Origin of the sequence: Streptomyces daghestanicus, assembly GCF_020521275.1 — a bacterium.
In the GTDB taxonomy this organism is placed as follows: Bacteria; Actinomycetota; Actinomycetes; order Streptomycetales; family Streptomycetaceae; genus Streptomyces; species Streptomyces griseoviridis.
In genome coordinates, this window is record NZ_BNDX01000016.1 from 1,049,999 (window position 1) to 1,074,328 (window position 24,330).

Genomic DNA, 24,330 nt, shown 5'->3' on the forward strand with positions numbered 1-24,330 from the left:
TTTTCGAGAAGGTCGTCGAACCATGACAGTCGCCATCGACCGCGCCACCGGCAGGCGCCGCGGTGACCGGACGCCGAGGCCCGGACTGGGCACGCGTCTGAAGCACGGATACCAGAAGCACTGGTACGCCTACGCCATGATCGCCCCGGTCGTGATCGTCCTCGGCGTCCTGGTGCTCTACCCGCTGGCCTACGGCTTCTACCTCACCCTCACCGACGCCGACAGCCTCAACTCCGCCCGCACCATCGGCGTCAACGAGATCGAGGCCACCTACCAGTTCGTCGGGTTCGACAACTACGCCGACATCCTCTGGGGCGACACGGCCTACGACCGCTTCTGGTCGCACTTCATCTGGACGGTCGTCTGGACGGCCGCCTGCGTCACCCTGCACTACTGCATCGGCCTTGGCCTGGCCCTGCTGCTCAACCAGAAGAACCTGCGCGGGCGCACCTTCTACCGGCTGATCCTGGTCCTGCCGTGGGCCGTGCCGACCTTCGTGACCGTCTTCGGCTGGCGGTTCATGCTCGCCGACGCCGGGATCATCAACAGCGCGCTGGAGACGCTGCACCTGCCGACGCCGCTGTGGCTGGAGGACACCTTCTGGCAGCGGTTCGCCGCGATCATGGTCAACACCTGGTGCGGTGTGCCGTTCATGATGGTCTCGCTGCTCGGCGGGCTCCAGTCGATCGACTCCTCGCTGTACGAGGCCGCCGAGATGGACGGGGCCAACGCCTGGCAGCGCTTCCGGCACGTCACCCTGCCGGGACTGCGGTCGGTCAGCTCCACCGTCGTCCTGCTCGGCGTCATCTGGACCTTCAACCAGTTCGCCATCATCTTCCTGCTGTTCGGCAACACCGCGCCGGACGCGCAGATCCTGGTCACCTGGGCCTACCAGCTCGGCTTCGGGCAGCAGCCGCGCGAGTTCGCGCAGTCCGCCGCCTACGGCATCCTGCTGCTGGCCGTCCTGATCGTCTTCACCTCCTTCTACCGCCGTTGGCTGAACCGCGATGAGCAGCAGCTCGCGATCTGAGGCATCCATGACCACCACCACCGTCACCCCGGCGACCGGTCCGGCGGAGCAGGCCGAGGCGCCCCGCACCCCGGCGCGGCGCGGCCGGCGCCGCGCGGGCAACGCCCTCGCCTCGCACGTCGTCCTCACCGCCGCGAGCCTGGTCGCCCTGTTCCCCATCGCCTGGCTGGTCTTCCTCTCCCTCGGCCCGGACAAGGACGACTACCTGCACCCCGGCGAGATCTGGGGGAAGATGACGTTCGACAACTACTCCTTCGTCCTCCAGAACACCAACTTCTGGGAGTGGCTGAAGAGTTCGCTGATCGTCTCGCTCGGCACCACGGTCATCGGCGTCATGGCCGCCGCGACCACCGGGTACGCCGTCTCCCGGATGCGGTTCCCCGGGTACCGGAGGCTGATGTGGGTGCTGCTGCTGACGCAGATGTTCCCCATCGCCGTGCTCATCGTGCCGATGTACCAGATCCTGTCCGACCTCCAGCTCATCGACAGCTACCTCGGACTCGTCCTCGTCTACTGCTCGACGGCGGTGCCGTACTGCGCGTGGCTGCTGAAGGGCTACTTCGACACCATCCCGTTCGAGATCGACGAGGCCGGGCGCGTCGACGGGCTGTCCCCGTTCGGCACGTTCTTCCGGCTGATCCTGCCGCTGGCCCGGCCGGGCCTCGCGGTGGCCGGCTTCTACAGCTTCATCACGGCGTTCGGCGAGGTCGCCTTCGCCTCCACGTTCATGCTGTCCGACACCAAGTACACCTTCGCCGTCGGCCTGCAGAGCTTCGTCAGCGAGCACGACGCCCAGCGCAATCTGATGGCCGCCACCGCCGTGCTGATCGCGATACCGGTGTCCGCGTTCTTCTACCTCGTGCAGAAGAACCTGGTCACCGGCCTCACGGCGGGCGGCACCAAGGGCTGAGCCCCCCTCCCGGGGCTCCATCCACGGGTGGCGGCCCCCTTCGGGCTCCACCCACGGGTGGCGGTCGCGGTGCCCGTCCGACCCCGCAGCCCCGCGACCGCCTCCTTCCGTTCCCCCTCACGCTTCCCTGTTTCCGTCACGCAGCAAGGACGACATGAGCCAGCAGCACTCCGCAGCCCAGGCCCCCACCCCCCGGACCGCATCGGCCGTCGCCACCGTCGGCCGGCGTCGCGACTGGTGGCGGGACGCGGTGATCTACCAGGTGTACCCGCGCAGCTTCGCCGACAGCAACGGCGACGGCATGGGGGACCTGGAAGGCGTCCGCACCCGTCTGCCGTACCTCCGCGACCTCGGTGTGGACGCGGTGTGGCTCAGCCCCTTCTACGCCTCGCCGCAGGCCGACGCCGGCTACGACGTCGCCGACTACCGGGCCGTCGACCCCATGTTCGGCACCCTCCTCGACGCCGACGCGCTGATCCGCGACGCCCACGCGCTGGGGCTGCGCATCATCGTCGACCTGGTGCCGAACCACTCCTCCGACCAGCACGAGTGGTTCAAGCGCGCCCTCGCCGAGGGCCCCGGCTCTCCGTCGCGGGACCGCTACCACTTCCGCCCCGGCAAGGGCGAGAACGGCGAACTCCCGCCCAACGACTGGGAGTCCGTCTTCGGCGGCCCGGCCTGGACCCGGGTCGCGGACGGCGAGTGGTACCTGCACCTCTTCGCACCCGAGCAGCCCGACTTCAACTGGGAGCACCCGGCGGTCGGCGACGAGTTCCGCTCGATCCTCCGCTTCTGGCTGGACATGGGCGTCGACGGCTTCCGCATCGACGTCGCGCACGGCCTGGTCAAGGCCGAGGGCCTGCCGGACCTGGGCGGCCACGACCAGCTGAAGCTGCTGGGCAACGATGTCATGCCGTTCTTCGACCAGGACGGCGTCCACGAGATCTACCGCCAGTGGCGGCACATCCTGGACGAGTACAGCGGCGAGCGGATCTTCGTCGCTGAGGCGTGGACCCCGACCGTCGAGCGCACCGCGCACTACGTCCGCCCCGACGAGCTGCACCAGGCGTTCAACTTCCAGTACCTGAGCACCCACTGGGACGCCGGGGAACTGCGCGGTGTCATCGACCGCACTCTGGAGGCGATGCGTCCGGTCGGCGCCCCGTCCACCTGGGTCCTCTCCAACCACGACGTCACCCGCCACACCACCCGCTTCGCCAACCCGCCCGGCCTCGGCACCCAGATCCGGCTGCCCGGCGACCGCGCCCTGGGCCTGCGCCGCGCCCGCGCCGCGTCCCTGCTGATGCTCGCCCTGCCCGGCTCGGCCTACGTCTACCAGGGCGAGGAGCTCGGCCTCCCGGACGTCACCGACCTCCCCGACGAGGTCCGCCAGGACCCCGCCTACTTCCGGGGCGCCGGCCAGGACGGCTTCCGCGACGGCTGCCGGGTGCCGATCCCGTGGACCCGCACCGGCTCCTCGTACGGCTTCGGCGACGGCGGCAGCTGGCTCCCGCAGCCCGAGGGCTGGGGCGAGCTGAGCGTCGAGGCGCAGACCGGCGTCCCCGGCTCCACCCTGGAGCTGTACCGCGCGGCCCTGGCCGTCCGCCGCGACCAGCCCGACCTGGGCGCCGGCGACGCGGTGGAGTGGCTGCGGGCGCCGGAGGGCGTCCTCGCCTTCCGGCGCGGCGACTTCGTGTGCGTCGCCAACACCACGGGCGAGTCGGTGACGGTCCCGGTCCACGGCCGCGTCCTGCTCGCCAGCGGCGAGGTGACCGAGGCGGACGGCGAGGCCAAGGTCCCGGCGGACACGACGGTGTGGTGGACCCGCGCCTGACGGACCGCCCGGCCGGCGGCGGACGACGCCGCCCCCCCGAGAGGCGTGCGCACCGGTGCGACCGGTGCGCACGCCTCCCGCATGTCCGTGACGGATGAGGTTTTCTCTGTGCGACCTCTGTGAAAGCCGTGAAGTGTCGACGAAGATCGTCCACGCGCCGCCTCCCCCTGCCGGGAGGCCGGCCGCCGCCTCACCGATCACCGCCTCCCACGGCGGACCGAGAGAAACGAGCATCGTCGACATGCCCGCACATCGATCACGCGCCGCGCTGACCGCCGGCCTGCTGGCCGGTGTGGTGACCGCCGGTTGCCTCACCACCACGGCCTCGGCCGCCACCGGCGGGGCCGTCGCCGACACCGCGTACGCCTTCACCGCGCGCCTGGACATCGGCGACGGCACGCGCGCCTGCTCCGCCGCGCTGGTCGCGCCCGCGTGGCTGGCCACCTCCGCCGCGTGCTTCACCGAGGGACCCGGCGCCCCCGAGGTCACCCCGGGCGCGCCCGCCCGGAAGACCACGGCCACCATCGGCCGTACCGATCTGACCACCACCGCCGGCCAGGTGCGCGAGGTCGTCGAACTCGTGCCGCGCGCGGACCGCGACCTGGTGCTGGCCCGCCTCGCCTCGCCCACCACCGGCATCGCACCCGTACGGTTCGCCGCCTCCGCGCCCGTCCCGGGCGAGGAACTGACGCTGGCCGGCTTCGGCCGCACCCGCGACGAGTGGGCGCCCACCCGCCTGCACACCGCGACCCTGGTCGTCGGGTCCGTCAGCGACACCACGGTCGCCCTCGACGGCAGGACCGACACCGACGCGGTCTGCGCCGGGGACGCCGGCGGCCCCCTCGTCCGCCGGACGGACACGGGGTTCGAACTGGTCGCGCTCGGCAGCCGGTCCTGGCAGGGCGGCTGCTGGGGGACCGACCCGGCCGAGACCCGCAACGAGGCCGTCTCGCCCCGCACCGACGACATCGCCGGCGGCTCCACCCTCGCGGCCGGGTCCGTCCTCACCGCCGGGGACACGCTGACGGCGAACGCCACCCGCCTGACCCTGCGGGCCGACGGCGACCTGGCCGTCGTCTCCCGCACCGGCAGGACCCTGTGGTCCACCGGCACCGCGGGCCACCCGGGCGCCACCGCCCGCTTCACCGGCGGCGGCAACCTGACCGTGGTCGACGCCGACGGCACCACGGTGCTGTGGGAGTCGGGGACCACCGCTCCCGGCGGCACCGCCGTGCTCCAGGACCGCGGCGACTTCGTCATCCGCGACGCCGACGGCGTCTCCCGGTGGTCCGCCGGCACCGTCGTCCGCCACGACTACGACGGGGACGGCCGCAGCGACCTGGCCGCCTGGTACGACCACGGCGACGGCCACGACTCCCTGCAGACCCTCCTCGCCGGGGCCGACGGCACGCTGGGGCAGCCCTTCCCGTCGTACTCCTCGGCGGTCGGCAGCTGGAACGCGGCGAACATGCGGTTCACGACCGGCGACTACGACGGGGACGGGCGGGGCGACATGGCCGCCCTGTACGGCTACAGCGACGGCTCCGTGCGGCTGTTCACCGCGCTGGGCAAGGCCGACGGCGGATTCGCGGCACCCGTCCCCTCCTGGGAGGCCCGGCCCGGCGGCTGGACCGCGGGCAACATGACGCTGCACAGCGGCGACTTCGACGGCGACGGCCGGGACGACATCGCCGCCTGGTACGACTACGACAACGGCGACGACCGGCTGTTCACCTTCGCCGCGAACGCCACCGGCGGCTTCGCCGCCCCGGTCCCGTCGTGGAGCAACACCGCGAACGACTGGAACCGCGACAACCTGAAGTTCGTCGTCGGTGACTTCGACGGCGACGGCCGCGACGACCTCGGCGGGCTCTACCGCCACGCCGACGGCAGCATGCGGACGTACAGCTTCCTGACCGACGCCACCGGAGGCTTCCGGCCCGCCCTCGGCTCCTGGGGCAGCGCCACCTTCGGCGACTGGAACCGGACCCACGTGTACGCCGGCGACTTCGACGGCGACGGCCGCGACGACATCGCCGCCTGGTACGACTACGCCGACGGGCACGACGCCGTCCACGTCCTGCGGAGCAGCACCACGAAGGCCGGCGTCTTCGAGACGCCCTACCAGGCGTACACGACCGCCGCCGGCAACTTCACCCACGCCGACATGCGTGTCGTCCCCGGCGACTACGACGGCGACGGCCGGGACGACCTCGCCGCCCTGTACGGCTACAGCGACGGCAGGGTCAGGGCGTTCACCTGGACCTCCCGCGCCGACGGCGGCCTGAACGGGGCCGCCCCCGGCTGGGCCAGCGCCACCACCACCGGCTGGGACATCGGCCGGAGCACCTTCCTGCGCAGCGCCAACTGACCCGCCGGGCGGCAGCCCGCGCACCGCGGCCCCCGGGAGGACCCTCCTCCCGGGGGCAACTTCGTTCCGGGTACTGCCTTTTCGCCGTCGCGCCCTTTAACATCTGCGTCACCGCAAGGTTTCCGCAATCTTGCAGCAAGAGCCTTCAACGAAGAAGGGCCCCCACATGGCACGCAGATCCCTCCTCCTCGGCGCAGCCGCCCTCACCGGCGCCGCACTTGTCATGACCCCGACCATCCCGGCGCAGGCGTCCCCGCCCGGCGCCAAGGACGTCACCGCCGTCCTCTTCGAGTGGGACTTCGCCTCGGTGGCGCGCGAGTGCACGAACACCCTCGGTCCCGCCGGCTACGGCTATGTGCAGGTCTCCCCGCCCGCCGAGCACATACAGGGGTCCCAGTGGTGGACCTCGTACCAGCCCGTCAGCTACAAGATCGCCGGCCGGCTCGGTGACCGGGCCGCCTTCCAGAACATGGTGAACACCTGCCACGCGGCCGGCGTGAAGGTCGTCGCCGACGCCGTCGTCAACCACATGTCCGCGGGCAGCGGCACCGGCACCGGCGGCTCGTCGTACACGAAGTACGCCTACCCCGGCCTGTACTCGTCCTACGACTTCGACGACTGCACCGCCCCGATCGACAACTACGCCGACCGCGCCAACGTCCAGAACTGCGAACTCGTGGGCCTGGCCGACCTCGACACCGGCGAGAGCCATGTGCGCGGCGCGGTCGCCGGATACCTCGACGACCTGCTCTCCCTCGGCGTCGACGGCTTCCGGATCGACGCCGCCAAGCACATCCCCGCCGCCGACCTGGCCGGCATCAAGTCCCGCCTGAGCAAACCGTCCGTCTACTGGAAGCAGGAGGTCATCCACGGCGCGGGCGAGGCCGTCCAGCCCACCGAGTACACCGGCAACGGCGACGTGCAGGAGTTCCGGTACGCCTACGACCTCAAGCGGGTCTTCACCAACGAGAACCTCGCCTACCTGAAGAACTACGGCGAGGGCTGGGGGTACATGAGCAGCGGCGTCTCCGGTGTCTTCGTCGACAACCACGACACCGAGCGCAACGGGTCCACCCTCAGTTACAAGGACAACGCCACCTACACCCTCGCCAACGTCTTCATGCTGGCCTGGCCCTACGGCGCCCCGGACGTCAACTCCGGCTACGAGTGGTCGAGCACGGACGCCGGGCCGCCCAACGGCGGCCGGGTGAACGCCTGCTGGCAGGACGGCTGGAAGTGCCAGCACGCCTGGCCGGAGATCAAGTCGATGGTCGCCTTCCGCAACGCCGTCCGCGGCGAGTCCGTCACCCACTGGTGGGACAACGGCGGCGACGCCATCGCCTTCGGCCGGGGCGCCAAGGGCTTCGTCGCCCTCAACCACGAGAGCGGCTCCCTGTCCCGGACCTACCAGACGTCCCTGCCCGCCGGGACCTACTGCGACGTCCAGGGCAACCGGACGGTCACCGTGAACGGATCGGGCCAGTTCACCGCCACCCTCGGCGCCCACACCGCGCTCGCGCTGTACGTCGGCAGGCCGAGCTGCTGAACCTCCGCCGCGGACAGGGGTCGTGGAATGTCTTTCCGTTACTTTCACGACCCTTGCTGCAAGCTTTGCGGCGAGGTTACCGTCTCGCCGGGGTCGGACCCGTGAACCAACCGCCGTCAGCAAGGAGTTCCCCCGGTGACACCGAGACGCCCGGCGCCAGGCAGGCGCCGCACCACCCAGGCCCGGCGGGCCGCGACGGTGGCCGCCGCCGCCCTCGCGGCGACGCTGGTCCAGCCCCTGGCCGCGACCGCCGCGAGCCCGCCGGCGCCCCCGTCGGACGCACGGCTCGCGAAGTCGGCGGCCCGCCACGACCTCACCCGTGAGCAGTTCTACTTCGTCCTGCCGGACCGTTTCGCCAACGGCGACACCGGCAACGACAAGGGGGGCCTGACCGGCTCCCGCCTCGCCACCGGCTACGACCCCACCGACAAGGGCTTCTACCAGGGCGGCGACCTCAAGGGCCTGACCGAGAAGCTCGACTACATCAAGGACCTGGGCACCACCGCCCTCTGGATGGCCCCGATCTTCAAGAACCGCCCCGTGCAGGGCACCGGTGCCGACGCCTCCGCCGGCTACCACGGCTACTGGATCACCGACTTCACCCAGGTCGACCCGCACTTCGGCACCAACCAGGACCTCGAAACCCTCATCTCCAAGGCGCACGCCAGGGGCATGAAGGTCTTCTTCGACGTCATCACCAACCACACCGCCGACGTGGTCGACTACGACGAGAAGTCCTCCGGCTACCTCTCCAAGGGCGCCTTCCCGTACCTGACGAAGGACGGCGAACCCTTCGACGACGCCGACCACGCGGACGGCTCGGGGGAGTTCCCGGTGACCGACGCCGACTCCTTCCCGTACACCCCGAAGGCCACGAGCGGCACCGCCAAGGTCCCCTCCTGGCTCAACGACCCCGCGATGTACCACAACCGCGGCGACTCCACCTGGGCCGGCGAGTCCGCCACCTACGGCGACTTCGACGGCCTGGACGACCTGTGGACCGAGCGCCCCGAGGTCGTCAGCGGAATGGAGAAGATCTACCGGCGCTGGGTGCGGGACTTCGACATCGACGGCTTCCGGATCGACACCGTGAAGCACGTGAACATGGAGTTCTGGACCCAGTGGGCCACCGCGCTCGACGCGTACGCCGCGAAGCAGGGCCGGGACGACTTCTTCATGTTCGGCGAGGTCTACTCCGCCGACACCGACGTCACCGCCCCGTACGTCACCCAGGGCCGCCTGGACTCCACCCTCGACTTCCCCTTCCAGGACGCCGCCCGCGCCTACGTCTCGCAGAGCGGCAGCGCCCGGAGGCTCGCGGCCGTCTTCGGCGACGACTGGAAGTACACGACCGACAAGGCCAACGCCTACGAACAGGTCACCTTCCTCGGCAACCACGACATGGGCCGCATCGGCTCCTTCCTGAAGCAGGACGCCCCGGACGCCACCGACGCCGCCCTGCTGAAGAAGGCGAAGCTCGCCAACGAGCTGATGTTCCTCAGCCGCGGCAACCCCGTCGTCTACTACGGCGACGAACAGGGCTTCACCGGCGCCGGCGGCGACAAGGACGCCCGCCAGCCCCTGTTCGCCTCGAAGACCGCCGACTACCTCGACGACGACCAGCTCGGCACCGACCGCACCCACGCCGAGGACGCCTACGAGGAGAGCGCGCCGCTGTACCGGCAGATCCGCGCCCTCGCCCAGCTCCGCAAGGCCGACCCGGCCCTCACCGACGGCGTCCAGACCGAGCGCTACGCCGCCGACGGCCCCGGCGTCTACGCCTTCTCCCGCACCGGCACCACCACCGGCACCGAGTACGTCGTCGCCTTCAACAACGCGGACGAGAAGCGGACCGCCACCTTCACCACCGGCTCGGCGCACCTGTCCTTCCGGGGCATCCACGGCACCCGCGCCACCGTCCGCACGGACGCCGCCAAGAAGATCACCGTCACCGTCCCGGCCGGCTCGGCGATCGTCCTCAAGGCCACCGGCAAGCCCGCCGCCCCCGCGACGAAGCCCACGGTCACCCTCACCGCCCCCGCCCCCGGCGCCACCGGCACCGTGGAGCTGACGGCGGACGTCGGCGGCGGCGGGCTGAACCGGGTCGTCTTCGCCGCGCAGACCGGCGACGGGAAGTGGCGCACCCTCGGCTCCGCCGACCACGCCCCCTACCGGGTCACCCACACGATCGGCACGGACGTACCCGCCGGGACCGCCCTGCGCTACAAGGCGGTCGTCGTCGACTCCTCCGGCCGCACCGCGAGCGCCACCGCCGCCTCCGCCACCGGCACCCCGCCCGCCGAGGAGCCGCCCACCGCCGCCTCCCGGGACTACGCGATCGTCCACTACCGGCGGGCGGACGGGAACTACGGCGACTGGTCCCTGTACGCCTGGGGCGACCTCGCGGACGGCGAGGCGACCACCTGGCCGGCCGGCCACCCCTTCACCGGACGTGACGCCTACGGCGCCTTCGCCTACGTCAAGCTGAGGCCCGGCGCCTCGGACGTCTCCTTCCTCGTCGTGGACGAGGAAGGGAACAAGGACGTCGCCGCCGACCGCGCCATCGACGTCACGGCCACCGGCGAGGTGTGGATCGAGCAGGGCGAGGAGAAGGTCACCACCGAACGGCCGGAGTACCCGGCCCAGGACACCACCAAGGCCGTCCTGCACTACCACCGCGCCGACGGCGACTACGACGGCTGGGGCCTGCACGTCTGGTCGGGCGCCGCGGCCCCCACCGACTGGTCGAAGCCCCTTCGGCCGGTGAGGACCGACTCCTACGGCGCGGTCTACGAGGTACCGCTCACCGAGGGGGCCACCAGCCTCAGCTACATCCTCCACCAGGGCGACGAGAAGGACCTCCCCACCGACCAGGCCCTCGACCTCACGGCGAACGGCCATGAGGTGTGGCTGGTGAGCGGCGAGGAGAAGTACCTGCTGCCGCAGCCGGCCGGATCGTCCGCCGCCGTCGACCTCACCAGGTCCGAGGCCGTCTGGATCGACCGTGACACCGTCGCCTGGAACGGCTCCGACGCCGCCGCCTCCACCCAGCTCCGCTCCTCCGCCACCGGCTCGATCAAGGCCGAGAACGGCGTCCTGACCAGCACGGACGAGCGGTGGCTCCGCCTGACCAGGACCACCCTCACCGACGCGCAGAAGGCGAAGTACCCGCACCTGGAGAAGTACACCGCCTGGTCCGTCGACCCGCGCGACCGCGACCGGGTCCGCGCGGCGCTGCGCGGCCAGCTCGTCGCCTCACACCTCACGGCGAGCGGCGCCGTCCTCGCGGCGACCGGCGTGCAGACCGCCGGCGCCCTCGACGACCTGTACGCCGGGGCCGCGGACGCGGACCTCGGCCCGGTCTTCGACCGCGCGGGCCGCCCGACCCTCTCCGTCTGGGCGCCGACGGCCCGGCACGTCTCCCTGGAGATCGGCGGCACCACCGCCCGCATGCACCGGGACGACCGCACCGGCGTCTGGTCCGTCACCGGCCCGAAGTCCTGGAAGGACCAGCCCTACCGGTACGCCGTGCGGGTCTGGGCACCCGACGCGGGCGCGGTCGTCACCGACAAGGTCACCGACCCGTACTCCACCGCCCTCACCACCGACTCCGAGCGCAGCCTCGCCGTCGACCTCGCGGACCGGTCCCTCGCCCCCGCCGGCTGGACGACGTACGAGAAACCGGCCGCCGTCCCCCTCCGGGACGCCCAGATCCAGGAACTCCACGTCCGCGACTTCTCCGTCGAGGACGCGACGGCCTCCCACCCGGGCACCTACCTGGCCTTCACCGACCGGGACAGCGACGGCACGAGGCACCTGCGCGAGCTGGCGCGGGCCGGCACCTCGTACGTGCACCTCCTCCCGGTGTTCGACATCGCGACGATCCCGGAACGGAGGTCCGGCCGGGCCACCGTCGACTGCGACCTGGCCGCCCTGCCCGCCGACTCGGCGCGGCAGCAGGAGTGCGTGGCGAAGGCGGCGGCGAAGGACGCCTACAACTGGGGGTACGACCCGTACCACTACACCGTCCCCGAGGGCTCCTACGCCACCGACCCGGACGGCACCGCCCGTACCGTCGAGTTCCGCGAGATGGTCAAGTCGCTCAACGACGACGGGCTGCGCGTCGTCATGGACGTCGTCTACAACCACACGGCCGCGAGCGGCCGGGCCGGGACCAGCGTCCTCGACCGGATCGTCCCCGGCTACTACCAGCGGCTCCTCGCCGACGGCTCGGTGGCGAACAGCACCTGCTGCGCCAACACCGCCACCGAGAACGTCATGATGGGCAAGCTCGTCGTCGACTCCGTCGTCACCTGGGCCAGGCAGTACAAGGTCGACGGCTTCCGCTTCGACCTCATGGGCCACCACCCCAAGGCCAACATCCTGGCCGTCCGCGAGGCCCTCGACGCGCTCACCCCCGCCAGGGACGGCGTCGACGGAAAGAAGATCATCCTGTACGGGGAGGGCTGGAACTTCGGCGAGGTCGCCGACGACGCCCGCTTCGAACAGGCCACCCAGGCGAACATGGCCGGCACCGGCATCGCCACCTTCTCCGACCGCGCCCGCGACGCCGTGCGCGGCGGCGGCCCCTTCGACGAGGACCCCGGCGTCCAGGGCTTCGCCTCCGGCCTCTACACCGACCCCAACGGCTCGGCCGCCAACGGCACCCCCGCCGAGCAGAAGGCCCGCCTCCTGCACTACCAGGACCTCATCAAGGTCGGCCTGACCGGCAACCTCGCCGACTACACCTTCACCGACTCCGCCGGCCACGAGGTCAAGGGCTCCGACGTCGACTACAACGGCGCCCCCGCCGGCTACGCGGCTGCCCCCGGCGACGCCCTCGCCTACGCCGACGCCCACGACAACGAGTCCCTCTTCGACGCGCTCGCCTTCAAACTGCCCGCGGGCACCTCCGCCGGCGACCGGGCCCGCATGCAGGTCCTCGCGATGGCGACCGCCGCGCTCTCCCAGGGCCCGGCGCTCTCCCAGGCCGGCACCGACCTGCTGCGCTCCAAGTCCCTGGACCGCAACTCCTACGACAGCGGCGACTGGTTCAATGCCGTCCACTGGGACTGCGCCGCCGGCAACGGCTTCGGCCGGGGCCTGCCGATGGCCGCCGACAACGAGTCCAAGTGGCCGTACGCACGGCCCCTGCTCACCTCGGTGCGGGTCGGCTGCCCGCAGATCCAGGGCGCCTCGGCGGCCTACCGGGACCTGCTGAAGATCCGTACCGGTGAACCGGACTTCTCCCTGGCCACCGCCGGGCAGGTGCAGTCCCGGCTCTCCTTCCCGCTCTCCGGCACCGCCGAGACCCCCGGCGTGATCACCATGCGCCTCGGTGACCTCGTCGTCGTCCTCAACGCCACCCCGGACACCCAGGAGCAGCGGCTCTCCGGCGCGGCCCCCGCCGGCTACCGGCTGCACCCGGTGCAGGCGGCCGGCGCGGACCCGGTGGTGAAGCGGGCGTCGTACGCCGACGGCACGTTCACCGTCCCCGGCCGCACCGTGGCCGTCTTCACCCGGGCCGGCTGACCGGCCCCCCGGTTAGGGTGCTCCTGATCCGGACCCCGTGAACAGGAGCACCCATGCCGCAGATCACCGTCGACCACTCCGAGCAGCTCACGGACGACTTCGACCGGCCCGGGTTCGCCAAGGCCCTGCACGACACCGTCGTGGAGATCGCGGCGGCCCGGCCCCCGGCCTGCAAGACGCAGTTCCGCCGCACCGAGGCCAGCACGGTCGGCCCGGACACCGAGGGCCACGCCGTCGTGCACGTCACCATCGGCCTGCTGCCCGGCCGCACCGAGGAGACCAAGGCCAGGCTCACCGAGGCCGTCCTGGACCTGCTCCGCACCCACATCACGACCTGCCTCGCCCTGCACGCCTCGGCGGAGGTACGCGACCTCGACGCCTCCTACCGGAAGTTCGAGAGCTAGTCCGCGTCCGCGAGGTCCCTCCTGCCCCGCGACGCCCTCCGGGCGGACGGAGGGACATCGCGGACCCGGCCTGGGGCCTGTCGTTCGGATCACGCCGCGGACGCGGGGCCCGGCACGCGCACCTGCCGCGTTGTCGTCACTTGCCGACGCTCCGCGTCGACTCCCTCCTCCGCCTCGCATCCGCACGCACCAGGCCCCGCTCACCGGCGCGAGGAAGGCGCAGCCGATTCCCCGCGACCTGACCCGAACGACAGGCCCTGGGCCCCGAGCCCGATCAGCCGCGTCACGAGGTCGTGGAACGGGCTGTCGGCCGGTTCGTCCGCGAGGACGCGCCGCAGCACGGCGGCCGTCTCCTCGTCGTAGGAGGCGCTGACCGCCAGCAGCGCCGCGAGGTCGTGCACGAGCTGCGCCTGGAGTTCCCCGCGCGGCACCCGCCGCCCGTCCAGCCACAGCAGCGCCGTCGACTCGGCCAGCGAGATCCAGGACCGGACGACGATTTCCAGCCGCGCGGGCGGCTCCGGCACCCGCAGATGCGCCACGATCTGCTCGTACGCGGCCTGCCGTACGGAGTCGATGAGCGCGTTGGTGGTGGAGGAGCCGACCGCCGGGCCGCCGCGCATCAGCGCCGAGAAACCCGGCCCGTGCTCCTCCACGAAGTCGAAGAAGCGGGCCATCACCCGCAGCAGCCGGGCCCCGAGCGGCCCCTCGGCCGACTCCACGAAACGGCCCGCCAGATCGTCGGCGGCCCGCCGCAACGCCGCCTCGTACAGGCTGAGCTTGCCGGGGAAGTAGTGGTACACCAGCGGCCGGGAGATGCCCGCGGCCGACGCTATCTCGTCGATGGAGACCTCGTCGGGCGAGCGGCGGCTGAACAGGTCGAGGGCGACCCCGATCAGCTGCTGCCGCCGCTCCTCGACGCCCATCCTGCGGCGCACCCCGCTAGTCATACGAACACCTTACCGAGCGGATCCGGCCGCCGAACGGGCCGGACCGGGCACGGTGTTCACGGGGCGCGCGGTCACGCGCGACGGCGGGGCCTACCGCAGGCCGCGCACCGTCCGGCCGTCCGCCAGCTCCGCCGTCAGCCCGGCCCGCGCCCCCTGCCCGGCCCTCGCGGCCAGGACCCGGCCGTCGGCGGCGGCGTCGATGCCGCCCGACGCCCGCACCGACGCGGTGCCCTCGCTGCCCGCGGCCAGCAGGTACCAGCCGTGCTTCTTCGACTTCCACAGCACCCCGGCCAGCACCTCGGGCGCCCGCCCGCCGCACGCCGGCACGTCCGTGGCCTTCGCCGCCACCGCCCCGTACCGGCCGCCCGGCGTGTGGAACTGGGCCAGCACCCGCGCCCCGGTGCCGCGCCAGGTCTCCGCCCGCGTGCACACCCACCGCGCCGTGCCCGTCGCGTGCGGCAGCGGCTGCTTCGCGAACTCCCAGGCGTTCACCGACCGCACCCCCTGCCCGCGCACGGCCCCCAGCGAGCAGGCGTACGGCGCCCAGGCGTGCCGCGCCCTGGCGCCGGACACCTCCTTCGCCGCGCCGGGAGGCCCGGCGGTGAGGCGGGCCGGGACCAGCTCGCCCAGGTCGCTCAGCAGGCGGGCGGTGCCGTCGTCGGTCAGCTCCAGCACGGTCCAGGAGGCGCAGTCGCCGGACCGCGGGACCGGGCCGGCCAGCGGCGCGGTCACGCCGTCGGTGAGGGCCAGCCCGGTGGCGTCGGCGTCCGGTTCCGTCAGGTCCCGTCCGGCCGCCTTCGTCACCCACGGCGCGGTCAGATAGCGCACGTTGCCGTCCGTCCGGCCCAGGACCACCGCGGTCGCGTCCGCCCGGCCCGCTCCGTCGGTCCGCGCCAGGTCGAGGGCGGCCCCGGCGGAGGAGTCCTCCGGCTCGGCGTACCGGACGACCCGCAGACCGTCGTACAGCAGGACCACCCGGGCCGCGTCCACCGTGCCCGCGTACAGCAGGTGCGGCGGGCCGGCCGGGCCGCCGGCCGGGGTGCCCGGGGTGGCGGCGACCCGGACGCGCTCGCCGGGGCGGGCCCAGACGGCCAGGGCGCGGCGGAGCAGCTCCCGGTCGCCGACGCGGTCGCCGCGGGCCGGCCACACCGAGAAGTCGGTGCGCGCGGAGGTCAGCCAGGCGGTGGGGGAGACCCGGACGAGCCGCGCGGGGTCCAGCGCGGCCTGCGCGGCGGCGTTGCGCGCGTACGGCGGGGCGGCGGGGCCGTCCCCGTCCCGGTCGCCGCCCGGCGGGCCGAGCAGCATGGCGCCCGCCACCAGCACCGCGCCGCCGGCCAGCGCGGCCCGCAGACGCGTGCGGCGCCGCATCAGATCGGTCGGCCGGACCTGGAGGGAACACGGGTCGAACTCGGCGGCGGCCAGCAGCGCGTACCGGGCCGGCCCGCCGGGGACGGAGCCGGCCTCGGCGAGCGCCCCCGCCGGGTCGGCGGCACCTGCCTCGGTGAGCACCCGCCGTACCGCGTCGTCGGGGAGCCGCTCCAGGCCGCGCAGGGCGTACGCGGCGCGGCCGGGACCGGTGAGCGCGGCCAGCGCCCGGTCCAGGGCGAGTTCGTCGGCGCCGCCGGGGCGCGGGAAGACGCGCAGGCCCCAGACGGCGGGGAGCAGCGGCGGCAGCTGGGACCGCCTGGGCCACGCCGGGCGCCGCAGCGGCAGGCCCGCCTCCAGCGCCGTACGCACCACGCGCAGCCGGACCAGGGCGTACCCGGGGTCGGCGGCCCGGCCGGCGGACTGCGCGGGGATCGCGGGGGCCGGGGTGCGCCGGCCCGGCAGGGCGCGCTGGACGAGGGCGTGGGCGGTCAGGACGCGCCGGGTGCGGCCCATCCCGGGCGGCAGCACCAGATGGGCGAGCCGGACCAGCCGGGGGTAGTGCTCGACGAGCGCGGCCTCGGCCTGGTCGACGCCGACACGCGGGGCGACGGCGGCGGGCGGGTCGTCGGTGCCCGGCGCATCGGCGGACGGAGCGGGGCGCGAGGCTGCATCCTGTGACTGCACGCCCAGCGCAACGAGCCGCCCTGCGGTTGGTCACCGGGTGCCGTCGCCGCTACGGACCGGCGTCGGTGAGCCGGCGGGCGTACGCGGCCATCGACCGCCGGTAGCGCGGCAGATGCGCGGCGAGCGCCTCCAGGACCAGCGACAGGCCCTCCCGGTCGCGGCCGAGGGAGGACAGGCAGAGCGCCAGGGTGGCCCGTACGGCGTCGTCCAACTCGTCGGAGGGCGCGTCCAGTTCCGGCGTCAGCAGGTCGACGCCCTCCTGGGGCCGGCCGAGGTTCCGCAGCGAGCTGGCGAGCTGGATACGGGCCCTGCGGCCCCGGTAGGGGTCCGCCTCGCCGAGCCCGCGGGCCAGCGCCTCCCGGTACAGGGGGACGGCCCGGTCGGGGTGGCCGGTGGAGTCCCAGGCGCAGGCCCGTTCGAACGGGGCGCGCGGGCCGTCCCCGGGCAGTTCGGCGGCGAGCGCGTCGATCACGGCGCGGAACGCGGCCGGGTCCTGCTCCGGGTCGTCGTCGAAACCGGCCCAGGCGGCGGCCGTCCGGTCTTCCCAGTCGTCGGTGGTCATGGCAGCACCCTCGCACGACGGGTTCCGTTCCCGCTGAGCAGCCGGGGCCGTGCGGCCGTACCGATGGCGGGAGCCCCGCGGGCGGGGCCGCGCACGGCAGGGCGGCCGTGCGGGACCAGGGGCCGGGCCGCGCCCGGGCGCCGGCCGGTGGGCGCGCGGTAAGCGGACCCCGCCCCACTCGGCGGCCGGCACCCGCCGCAGGTCCGCGAACCGCCGCGTCCCGGCCAGCACCCACGGGGTGGTGGCCGGTCCGGCGCCCAGCGGCACCAGGGCGATCGGGACGACGGACAGCACCAGGCACAGCACCGCCCCCGGCAGGCTGAGCAGGCTCAGCGCGAGCCCGCGGTACGCCGTCCGCGCCAGGGACCGTGCCGGGGAGGCGCCGGTGGCGGTTGCCGCCGGTGCCGGTGCCGGTGCCGCTCCGGGTGCCGATGTTCATGACGGCAGTCTGGCCCGGCGGCGGGCGCGGGTCACCGGGCCGCCCCCCCCCGGCCGGGGGCGGTGCCGGCTGCACCCCCGGCGCCCTCAGCCGGCGGCCGGCGGCGTGTACTTGTAGCCGACGCGGCGGACGGTCTGGATGGCGCCGCGGTGCTCGACGCCGAGCTTGCGGCGCAGCCGGGCGACATGGACGTCGACGGTACGGCCGTCGCCCACGTGCCCGTACCCCCACACCGTGGTGACGAGCTGGTCGCGGGTGTGCACCCGGTGCGGGTGCGCGACGAGATGGGCGAGCAGCTCGAACTCCAGGTACGTCAGGTCCAGCGGGCGCCCGGCGACGGAGGCGGTGCGGCGCGCGGTGTCGATCCGCACCAGCGCGTCACCGGCGGACGCCCCCGGGGCCGGGGCGGTCTCCGGGGCGCGGAACGGCGGCTGCTCACCGGCCGGCACCAGCACCAGGTAGCCGACCATCGGCGGCCGGCCCGGCAGGGCGGGCAGGGTGTGCGGCGGGGCGGGCAGCCAGGTGGCGCCGGGCGGCAGCAGATCCGCGACGTCGAGGGTCTCGTCCCGGTCGACGGCCCGCAGCCGGTGCCGGGAGTCGCGGGGGGCGGGGGACAGGGAGGGAACGGTGGTCGCCATGGGAGGTCAGCTCTTTCGCGCGGGGTTTCGTCGGAAAGGGCGACGGCGCGAGCTGGTGGCCGCGCGCATCGCGGACGTACGTCATGCGCGGCGGCCGGAGCCGGAGTTACGGCTTCACAGGGCCCGCGCGGTCGTCGCGCGACAACACACCCGGTCGAAGTCGTGGTGCTGACGGGAAGGCCAGAAGGGCTTCAGGTCACGGCGACCCGGCGCGTGCTGCTTCTGGAGGCTGGCCATGACTCCATTGAAGCAGACACCGGGCCGGGACAGCAGGGTGCTCTCACAGCTCGGACACGGCCCGGAGCGGAGGCGGGAGCGGCGCGCGATCCGCGCGGGCCGACGCCGAGGGGCGCCCGCCGTGACGGCGGGCGCCCCTCGGAAGGCTGTGCTGCGGGCGGGGATCAGACCTGCCCGGCCTTCTCCAGCGCCGCGCAGCAGGTGTCGACGAGCAGCCGGGTCACCACGTACGGGTCGACGTTGGCGTTGGGGCGGCGGTCCTCGATGTAGCCCTTGCCGTCCTTCTCGACCTGCCACGGGATGCGGACCGAGGCACCGCGGTTCGAGACGCCGTAGCTGTACTCGTTCCACGGGGCGGTCTCGTGCAGGCCCGTCAGGCGGTCGTCGATGCCGGCGCCGTAGTTCTTCACGTGGTCCAGCGGCTTGGAGCCCTCGCCGAGCGACTCGGCGGCGGTGATGATCGCGTCGTAGCCCTCGCGCATCGCCTTGGTGGAGAAGTTGGTGTGCGCGCCCGCGCCGTTCCAGTCGCCCTTGACCGGCTTGGGGTCGAGGGTCGCTGCGACGTCGAAGTCCTCGGCGGTGCGGTAGAGCAGCCAGCGGGCCACCCACAGCTGGTCGGAGACCTCCAGCGGGGCGAGCGGGCCGACCTGGAACTCCCACTGGCCGGGCATGACCTCGGCGTTGATGCCGGAGATGCCCAGACCGGCTTTGAGGCAGTTGTCCAGGTGCGCCTCGACGACGTCCCGGCCGAAGATCTCGTCGGCGCCGACACCGCAGTAGTAGCCGCCCTGCGGGGCCGGGAATCCGCCCTTGGGGAAGCCGAGCGGGTGGCCGTCCTGGAAGAAGGTGTACTCCTGCTCGATGCCGAAGACCGGCTCCTGCGCGGCGTACCGCTCGGCGACCTCGGCCAGCGCGGCGCGGGTGTTGGACGGGTGCGGGGCCATGTCCGTGTCCAGGACCTCGCACAGGACCAGCACGTCGTCGCCGCCGCGGATCGGGTCCGGGCAGGTGAAGACCGGCTTGAGCACGCAGTCCGAGGAGTGGCCCTCGGCCTGGTTGGTGGAGGAGCCGTCGAAGCCCCAGACCGGCAGCGTGTCGAGACCGCCCGGGGCACCCGTGATGATCTTCGTCTTCGAACGGAGCTTGGCCGTCGGCGCGGTGCCGTCGATCCAGATGTACTCGGCCTTGAAGGTCACGGGGACACATCCTTCGGGGTGGGTCTGGGCGCGCTCGCGGGTGCTGCGACGCTGCTGCGCCGGAGCGCCGCGGGTGATGCCCCGCAGCTTGTCAACGGGCGATTTCCCGGCCATTGCCCGGATGTGAACCCCGTGTTACCCGGAGGTGGCGCCGGCCCTTCCCGCGGCCCCTCCCCGGCGCCCGGCCGCCGGACCGGATCAGCCGCCGGCCGCCGCGTCCCGCACACCGCTCAGGAAGCCCCTGATCGCGGCCAGCTCCCGCTCGTCGCAACCCGCCAGCAGCTCCACCGTCCGCCCGATCAGCGGGCCGAAGTGGGCCCGGCCGAGGGCGACCGCCCGCTCGTCCACCTCGACGGTGACCCGGCGCCGGTCGCCCGCGCCGCGCACCCGGCGCACGTGCCCGGCCCGCTCCAGCCGGTCGACCAGCGCCGTGGTGCCCGCCGAGTTGAGACCGAGCGCGGCGCCGAGCCGCCCGGCGGTGGTCTCCTCGCCCGCGCGGGCCGCGTCCATCAGCACGATCAGCGCGCGCACATCGGTGGGGTGCATGCCGTTGTCCCGGGCGAACCGGGCGCTGTGCGCGCCGAGTTCGACGGCCACCGCGCGCAGCAGATGGACGATCTCCATCCCGGCCGCCTCCCGCTCGGTTCCGGACATGATCCGCTCCTCCCGTATCATCTCACCCGACGAGTATCTCGCTCAACGAGATAATAGGGGGCGCCACCATGAGCACGACCCGTCCGTACGACCCCGACGCCTTCCGCGCCGCGTACGACAAGGTGCTGGCCAAGTGGCCGCCCGGCCACGAGACCCGGACCGTGCCCACGCCCTTCGGGACGACGCATGTGATCGTGTGCGGTCCGGCCGGCGCCCCGGCGCTGTTCCTGCTGCCGGGCGGCGGGGGAGCGACCTCGGCGTCCTGGTACGCGCAGGTCCCCGACCTCGCCCGCGCGCACCGCGTGTACGCCGTCGACCTGATCGGCGCCCCGGGCCGGAGCACCCCCGGCGCCGGCCGTCCGCCGCGCACGGCCGCCGACCTGGCGGCCTGGCTGGACGCGCTCCACGACGGCCTGGGCGTCCCGGCGGCCGACCTGTGCGGGCACTCCTACGGCGCCTGGATCGCGCTGCACCACGCCCTGCGCGCCGCTCCCGGCCGGGTGCGCCGCCTGGTCCTGCTCGACCCCACCCAGTGCTTCGCCGGGCTCCGGGCGTCCTACCTGCTGCACGCGCTGCCGATGCTGCTGCGGCCCACGCCGCGCCGGGTGCGGGCCTTCCTGGAGTGGGAGACCGGGGGCGCCCCGCTCGACGCGGACTGGCTCGCCCTCCAGGAGGCCGGCGCGGGCTTCCCCGCCGGCCGGCCGGTGACCGGCCCGCGCCCGGCTCCCGAGGCGCTGCGCGGTCTGGACGTGCCGGTCCTGCTGCTGACGGCGGCCGGGAGCCGGACCCATGACCCGGCCGCGGTGGCGGCCCGGGCCGGCGCGCTGCTGCCGCGCGTCACGACGGCCGTCCTCCCGGACGTCTCCCACCACGCGCTGCCCCAGGGGGCACCGCCCGGACTGGCCCGCACCGTCGCGGAGTTCCTGGCCTGAAGGGGGCGCGGGGTCCCGCTGCCGGCCTGCGGGTCCCGCTACCGGGAGAGCGCGTCCCGGACGGCCTCGTCGGTGCGGGCCACGACGGCCGTCCCGTCGTCCGCCGTGATGATCGGCCGCTGGATCAGCTTCGGGTGCTCGGCGAGCGCCGTGATCCAGCGCTCGCGGGCCCCGGCGTTCCGGGGCCAGTCCTTCAGGCCGAGTTCCTTCGCGGCGGGCTCCTGGGTGCGGGTGATGTCCCACGGTTCGAGTCCGAGGCGGCCGAGGACGGCACGGATCTCGTCCGGGGCCGGCACGTCCTCCAGGTAGCGGCGGACGGTGTACTCGGCCCCCTCGGCGTCGAGCAGGCTGATCGCGCTGCGGCACTTCGAGCAGGCGGGATTGATCCAGATCTCCATGCCGACACGGTAGCCCGGGGACCCCGGGAACCCGTTCTCCCCACCTGCCCCTGAGCCCCCGAAAGCCCTGCTGGCCAGGGGGTTTTGTCAGTGGTCGGCAGTAGAATGGAAGCAGTGTTCGAGGGTGTCGCCGGAGGCGCCGGGCCGCCGTGCGGGACCCTCACCGCGACAGGAGGATGCCTGTGCCCGCTGCCGCACTGAAGCCGACCTCGACGTCCGCCCGTGGGCCCGTGCCCACCCAGTCGACCGCCAAGCGGTCCGTCCAGCTCGACCTGCCCTACGAGCCCCTGATGAAGCGCCCGCTGCCCGCGGGCCTCCCCCGCGACTGGTACGTCACGCACAACCGCCGCCTCAAGGCGATGCGCCTCGCCATCGCCCTGCTGGACTCCGGCGTCTACCTGCCCGACCAGGCCCGCGACGCGACGATCCGGAGCACCGCGGCCACCATCGGGGTCCACCCGCCGTCCGCCACCACCTGCCGCATGGTGCGGGCGCTGATGCGCTACTCCCGGTGACACCGGGCCGGTGCGCCGGGCGTCCTCCCCTCGGGGCGGCCACCCGGCGCCCCGGCACGCCCGCGTCCCGCCGTCCGGCCGCACGTCACGGCGTCCGGGAGGTGCGGGCGGCGGCAGCGGCGCAGGACGACGCAAGGCGGCGGAAGGCGGCGGAAGAGGGGGAAGCGGGCCCCCGCCCGGTCACAGGCCGGGCGCGCCCCACAGCGGGAACCAGCGGCCGAGGTCCCGCTCCATCGGCAGGTCCCCGTCGAGCGCCGCCCGCACCCGCAGCTCCAGCGGGTTGTCCCGCCGCTGCCCCGCGCCGGGCAGCGGCGCGAACGGGTAGAACGTGCCGCGCTTGTAGAGGTAGACCAGCGCCAGCGAGCGCCCGTCCTCCGGCTGCCGGAACACCGCCAGCGAGCAGAGCAGCTGCGGGCCGAACCCGTTGACCTCCATCGAACTGTTCACCGCGTGCAGGTCGTTCACCAGCTCCGGCACCTGCTCGGGGGAGCGCCGTGAGACCAGCCACGAGTAGCCGTACTCGTCGCGGCGCAGGTCCACCGGCGGGCCCTCGCGGTCGGTGTCCGCGTCCAGCAGCGCCCGCACCTCGCGGTGGGTCTGCTCGAAGGCCGCGCCCTCCACGGTGGCGAAGCACACGGCCCCCTGCCCGGTCGGCGCGAACCCGGTGGCGGCCTCCAGCGCGACCGCCGCCGACGGCAGTGCGAAGAGCCGGTCCAGATCGGGCGCGACCGGTTTCGTACGGCCGAGCAGGATGTCCAGCAGTCCCATGGTCAGGCCCCTCCCGGAGCCGTCGGCTCACCCAGCTCGGCGGAGATCCGGCCCAGTTGCTCCAGCCGCTCCTCAAGACGGGGGTGGGTGGAGAAGAACCTGGACAGCCCGGGGTCCGAGCCGAGCGCCGGGGTGAAGTAGAAGGCGTTGAACGCCTGCGCGGTGCGCAGATCCCTGGTGGGGATGCGGGCGATGTCCCCGGAGACCTTGGTCAGCGCCGACGCCAGCACCGAGGGGCGCCCGGTGAGCAGCGCCGCCGCCCGGTCCGCCGCCAGCTCCCGGTACCGGGACAGCGCCCGGATCAGCAGGAAGCTGAGCGCGTACACCGCCGCGGAGACCCCCATCACCCCGGCCAGCACCACCGCCGTGTTCTGGTCCCGCCGCCCGCCGAACAGCTGCGAGTAGAAGGCGAACCGCACGATCAGCCCGGTGATCACCCCGAGGAACGAGGCGACCGTCATCACCGCGACGTCCTTGTGCGCCACGTGCGACAGCTCGTGCGCGAGCACACCCTCCAGCTCGGCCGGCTCCAGCCGCCGCAGCAGCCCGGAGGTCACACAGACCACCGCGTGGTCGGGGGTCCGCCCGGTCGCGAACGCGTTCGGCATGTCCAGCTCGGACACGGCGACCACCGGCTTCGGCAGGCCGCCGAGCGCACTCAGCCGGTCGACGACCCCGTGCAGCGCGGGATACTCCGCCGGTTCCACCACCCGCCCGCGCATCGCGAACAGCGCGATCCGGTCGGAGAACCAGTACTGCGCCCCGAGCGCCAGCGCCGCGATCACCACGACCAGCACCCAGGAGCGCAGCAGCGCGATCAGCGCGGCCACGAAGGCCACGTACAGCAGTCCGAGCAGGAACAGCGTGAGTCCCATGCGCACGGTCAACCGCCGGTCGCTCCGGAAGCGGCTGGGCATCTGCATCACCCCGCAGTCAGGCACTCGCCCCGCTGTCCAGTGTGCACCCGGACCACCCCGCGAACAGGTCGTGATCAGCCCAGGAACCGGCAAAAGCAGTCCCGGGAACGGCAAAGCCGATCAGTAGGGCGCTCGGAAGTCGATGTACCCGAGCAAGAGGATCACCGCGGCGACACACCCCAGCACCACGGCCGTCGACACCCACGAGGACCGGCGTCCGCACACCGGTTCCGGACCGGCCCGGAACGGCACCGGTCCGGGCGGATTCTCCTTCCACCGCGCGGCGAGCATCCGGGCCCGCGCCGACGGCTCCTTGTGTGCCGCCTCGTCCGCCCAGCGAAGATCGAACTCGCGCTCCTGGTCGTCCTGACCGGTCATCTCCGACGCCTCTCCCCCCAGGGTCCTTCGAACAACCGCGCCAGTAAACCAGGAAACCCGACTTTCCGTG

General features: G+C 73.5%; 19 protein-coding genes. 9 read left to right on the plus strand and 10 right to left on the minus strand.

Annotation, left to right across the window (positions count from 1 at the left end; translation table 11 throughout):
• Positions 1–22: 22 nt before the first annotated feature.
• The 7 genes from Sdagh_RS31390 to Sdagh_RS31420 all read left to right on the plus strand — a co-directional run bounded on the left by Sdagh_RS31390 (position 23) and on the right by Sdagh_RS31420 (position 13,627).
• Entirely contained in the window at positions 23–1,030 is a 1,008-nt protein-coding gene (locus Sdagh_RS31390; RefSeq protein ID WP_190008080.1) for a carbohydrate ABC transporter permease, read from the plus strand.
• Between the two features lie 7 nt (positions 1,031–1,037).
• Positions 1,038–1,940: a sugar ABC transporter permease gene (locus Sdagh_RS31395; RefSeq protein ID WP_190008082.1), complete on the plus strand. Its 903-nt coding sequence runs from the start codon at positions 1,038–1,040 to the stop codon at positions 1,938–1,940.
• A 154-nt stretch (positions 1,941–2,094) separates the two neighbouring features.
• Positions 2,095–3,774 (plus strand): glycoside hydrolase family 13 protein, encoded by a 1,680-nt coding sequence (locus Sdagh_RS31400; protein ID WP_189413354.1) that lies wholly within the window; start codon positions 2,095–2,097, stop codon positions 3,772–3,774.
• Between the two features lie 241 nt (positions 3,775–4,015).
• Positions 4,016–6,145, plus strand: a complete 2,130-nt coding sequence (locus tag Sdagh_RS31405; RefSeq protein ID WP_189413356.1) for an FG-GAP-like repeat-containing protein — start codon at positions 4,016–4,018, stop codon at positions 6,143–6,145.
• Positions 6,146–6,311: 166 nt separating this feature from the next.
• Positions 6,312–7,691, plus strand: a complete 1,380-nt coding sequence (locus tag Sdagh_RS31410) for an alpha-amylase (protein ID WP_189413358.1) — start codon at positions 6,312–6,314, stop codon at positions 7,689–7,691.
• 135 nt (positions 7,692–7,826) lie between these two features.
• Entirely contained in the window at positions 7,827–13,223 is a 5,397-nt protein-coding gene (gene pulA, locus Sdagh_RS31415; protein ID WP_190077389.1) for a pullulanase-type alpha-1,6-glucosidase, read from the plus strand.
• Between the two features lie 53 nt (positions 13,224–13,276).
• On the plus strand, positions 13,277–13,627 hold the full coding sequence (locus Sdagh_RS31420) for a 5-carboxymethyl-2-hydroxymuconate Delta-isomerase (protein ID WP_190077388.1): 351 nt from the start codon (positions 13,277–13,279) through the stop codon (positions 13,625–13,627).
• A 200-nt stretch (positions 13,628–13,827) separates the two neighbouring features.
• Here Sdagh_RS31420 and Sdagh_RS31425 read toward each other — a convergent pair whose 3' ends face one another.
• The 6 genes from Sdagh_RS31425 to Sdagh_RS31455 form a co-directional block, all read right to left on the minus strand.
• Positions 13,828–14,574 (minus strand): TetR/AcrR family transcriptional regulator, encoded by a 747-nt coding sequence (locus Sdagh_RS31425; protein ID WP_190077387.1) that lies wholly within the window; start codon positions 14,572–14,574, stop codon positions 13,828–13,830.
• A gap of 90 nt (positions 14,575–14,664) precedes the next feature.
• Positions 14,665–16,626, minus strand: coding sequence for a hypothetical protein (locus Sdagh_RS31430; protein ID WP_190077386.1), 1,962 nt, complete (start codon positions 16,624–16,626; stop codon positions 14,665–14,667).
• Positions 16,627–16,675: 49 nt separating this feature from the next.
• Positions 16,676–17,188, minus strand: a complete 513-nt coding sequence (locus Sdagh_RS31435) for a tetratricopeptide repeat protein (protein WP_189413368.1) — start codon at positions 17,186–17,188, stop codon at positions 16,676–16,678.
• Positions 17,189–17,713: 525 nt separating this feature from the next.
• Entirely contained in the window at positions 17,714–18,265 is a 552-nt protein-coding gene (locus Sdagh_RS31445; RefSeq protein ID WP_189413370.1) for a winged helix-turn-helix domain-containing protein, read from the minus strand.
• A 401-nt stretch (positions 18,266–18,666) separates the two neighbouring features.
• On the minus strand, positions 18,667–19,698 hold the full coding sequence (glnII, locus tag Sdagh_RS31450) for a glutamine synthetase (protein ID WP_189413372.1): 1,032 nt from the start codon (positions 19,696–19,698) through the stop codon (positions 18,667–18,669).
• A gap of 198 nt (positions 19,699–19,896) precedes the next feature.
• Positions 19,897–20,352 carry a MarR family winged helix-turn-helix transcriptional regulator gene (locus tag Sdagh_RS31455; protein WP_189413374.1) on the minus strand — a complete coding sequence of 152 codons (456 nt, stop codon included), beginning with the start codon at positions 20,350–20,352 and terminating at the stop codon, positions 19,897–19,899.
• A 68-nt stretch (positions 20,353–20,420) separates the two neighbouring features.
• On the opposite strand from Sdagh_RS31455, the gene Sdagh_RS31460 reads away from it, so the two are divergent.
• Complete coding sequence (locus Sdagh_RS31460; protein ID WP_189413376.1) at positions 20,421–21,284, plus strand: alpha/beta fold hydrolase; 864 nt, start codon at positions 20,421–20,423, stop codon at positions 21,282–21,284.
• 38 nt (positions 21,285–21,322) lie between these two features.
• Here Sdagh_RS31460 and Sdagh_RS31465 read toward each other — a convergent pair whose 3' ends face one another.
• Positions 21,323–21,682, minus strand: a complete 360-nt coding sequence (locus Sdagh_RS31465) for an arsenate reductase family protein (protein WP_189413378.1) — start codon at positions 21,680–21,682, stop codon at positions 21,323–21,325.
• Positions 21,683–21,864: 182 nt separating this feature from the next.
• Here Sdagh_RS31465 and Sdagh_RS31470 point away from each other — a divergent pair, with 182 nt between their 5' ends.
• Entirely contained in the window at positions 21,865–22,197 is a 333-nt protein-coding gene (locus tag Sdagh_RS31470) for a hypothetical protein (RefSeq protein ID WP_190008097.1), read from the plus strand.
• Between the two features lie 180 nt (positions 22,198–22,377).
• Here the strand turns inward: Sdagh_RS31470 and pspAB are convergent, their stop codons facing one another.
• The 3 genes from pspAB to Sdagh_RS31485 all read right to left on the minus strand — a co-directional run bounded on the left by pspAB (position 22,378) and on the right by Sdagh_RS31485 (position 24,260).
• Complete coding sequence (gene pspAB / locus Sdagh_RS31475; RefSeq protein ID WP_189413383.1) at positions 22,378–22,965, minus strand: PspA-associated protein PspAB; 588 nt, start codon at positions 22,963–22,965, stop codon at positions 22,378–22,380.
• 2 nt (positions 22,966–22,967) lie between these two features.
• Entirely contained in the window at positions 22,968–23,882 is a 915-nt protein-coding gene (gene htpX, locus Sdagh_RS31480; RefSeq protein WP_190077385.1) for a zinc metalloprotease HtpX, read from the minus strand.
• Positions 23,883–24,002: 120 nt separating this feature from the next.
• A complete protein-coding gene (locus Sdagh_RS31485) occupies positions 24,003–24,260 on the minus strand; it encodes an SCO2583/SCO2584 N-terminal domain-containing protein (protein ID WP_190077384.1) in 258 nt (85 codons plus the stop codon).
• Positions 24,261–24,330: the final 70 nt, after the last annotated feature.

Bases quoted from the DNA above. Each gene is read 5' to 3' on its own strand.
- Sdagh_RS31390 (WP_190008080.1), top strand. From the start codon at position 23: ATGACAGTCGCCATCGACCGCGCCACCGGCAGGCGCCGCGGTGACCGG.
- Sdagh_RS31395 (WP_190008082.1), top strand. From the start codon at position 1,038: ATGACCACCACCACCGTCACCCCGGCGACCGGTCCGGCGGAGCAGGCC.
- Sdagh_RS31400 (WP_189413354.1), top strand. From the start codon at position 2,095: ATGAGCCAGCAGCACTCCGCAGCCCAGGCCCCCACCCCCCGGACCGCA.
- Sdagh_RS31405 (WP_189413356.1), top strand. From the start codon at position 4,016: ATGCCCGCACATCGATCACGCGCCGCGCTGACCGCCGGCCTGCTGGCC.
- Sdagh_RS31410 (WP_189413358.1), top strand. From the start codon at position 6,312: ATGGCACGCAGATCCCTCCTCCTCGGCGCAGCCGCCCTCACCGGCGCC.
- Sdagh_RS31420 (WP_190077388.1), top strand. From the start codon at position 13,277: ATGCCGCAGATCACCGTCGACCACTCCGAGCAGCTCACGGACGACTTC.
- Sdagh_RS31425 (WP_190077387.1), bottom strand. From the start codon at position 14,574: ATGACTAGCGGGGTGCGCCGCAGGATGGGCGTCGAGGAGCGGCGGCAG.
- Sdagh_RS31435 (WP_189413368.1), bottom strand. From the start codon at position 17,188: ATGACCACCGACGACTGGGAAGACCGGACGGCCGCCGCCTGGGCCGGT.
- Sdagh_RS31445 (WP_189413370.1), bottom strand. From the start codon at position 18,265: ATGGCGACCACCGTTCCCTCCCTGTCCCCCGCCCCCCGCGACTCCCGG.
- Sdagh_RS31455 (WP_189413374.1), bottom strand. From the start codon at position 20,352: ATGTCCGGAACCGAGCGGGAGGCGGCCGGGATGGAGATCGTCCATCTG.
- Sdagh_RS31460 (WP_189413376.1), top strand. From the start codon at position 20,421: ATGAGCACGACCCGTCCGTACGACCCCGACGCCTTCCGCGCCGCGTAC.
- Sdagh_RS31465 (WP_189413378.1), bottom strand. From the start codon at position 21,682: ATGGAGATCTGGATCAATCCCGCCTGCTCGAAGTGCCGCAGCGCGATC.
- pspAB (WP_189413383.1), bottom strand. From the start codon at position 22,965: ATGGGACTGCTGGACATCCTGCTCGGCCGTACGAAACCGGTCGCGCCC.
- htpX (WP_190077385.1), bottom strand. From the start codon at position 23,882: ATGCCCAGCCGCTTCCGGAGCGACCGGCGGTTGACCGTGCGCATGGGA.
- Sdagh_RS31485 (WP_190077384.1), bottom strand. From the start codon at position 24,260: ATGACCGGTCAGGACGACCAGGAGCGCGAGTTCGATCTTCGCTGGGCG.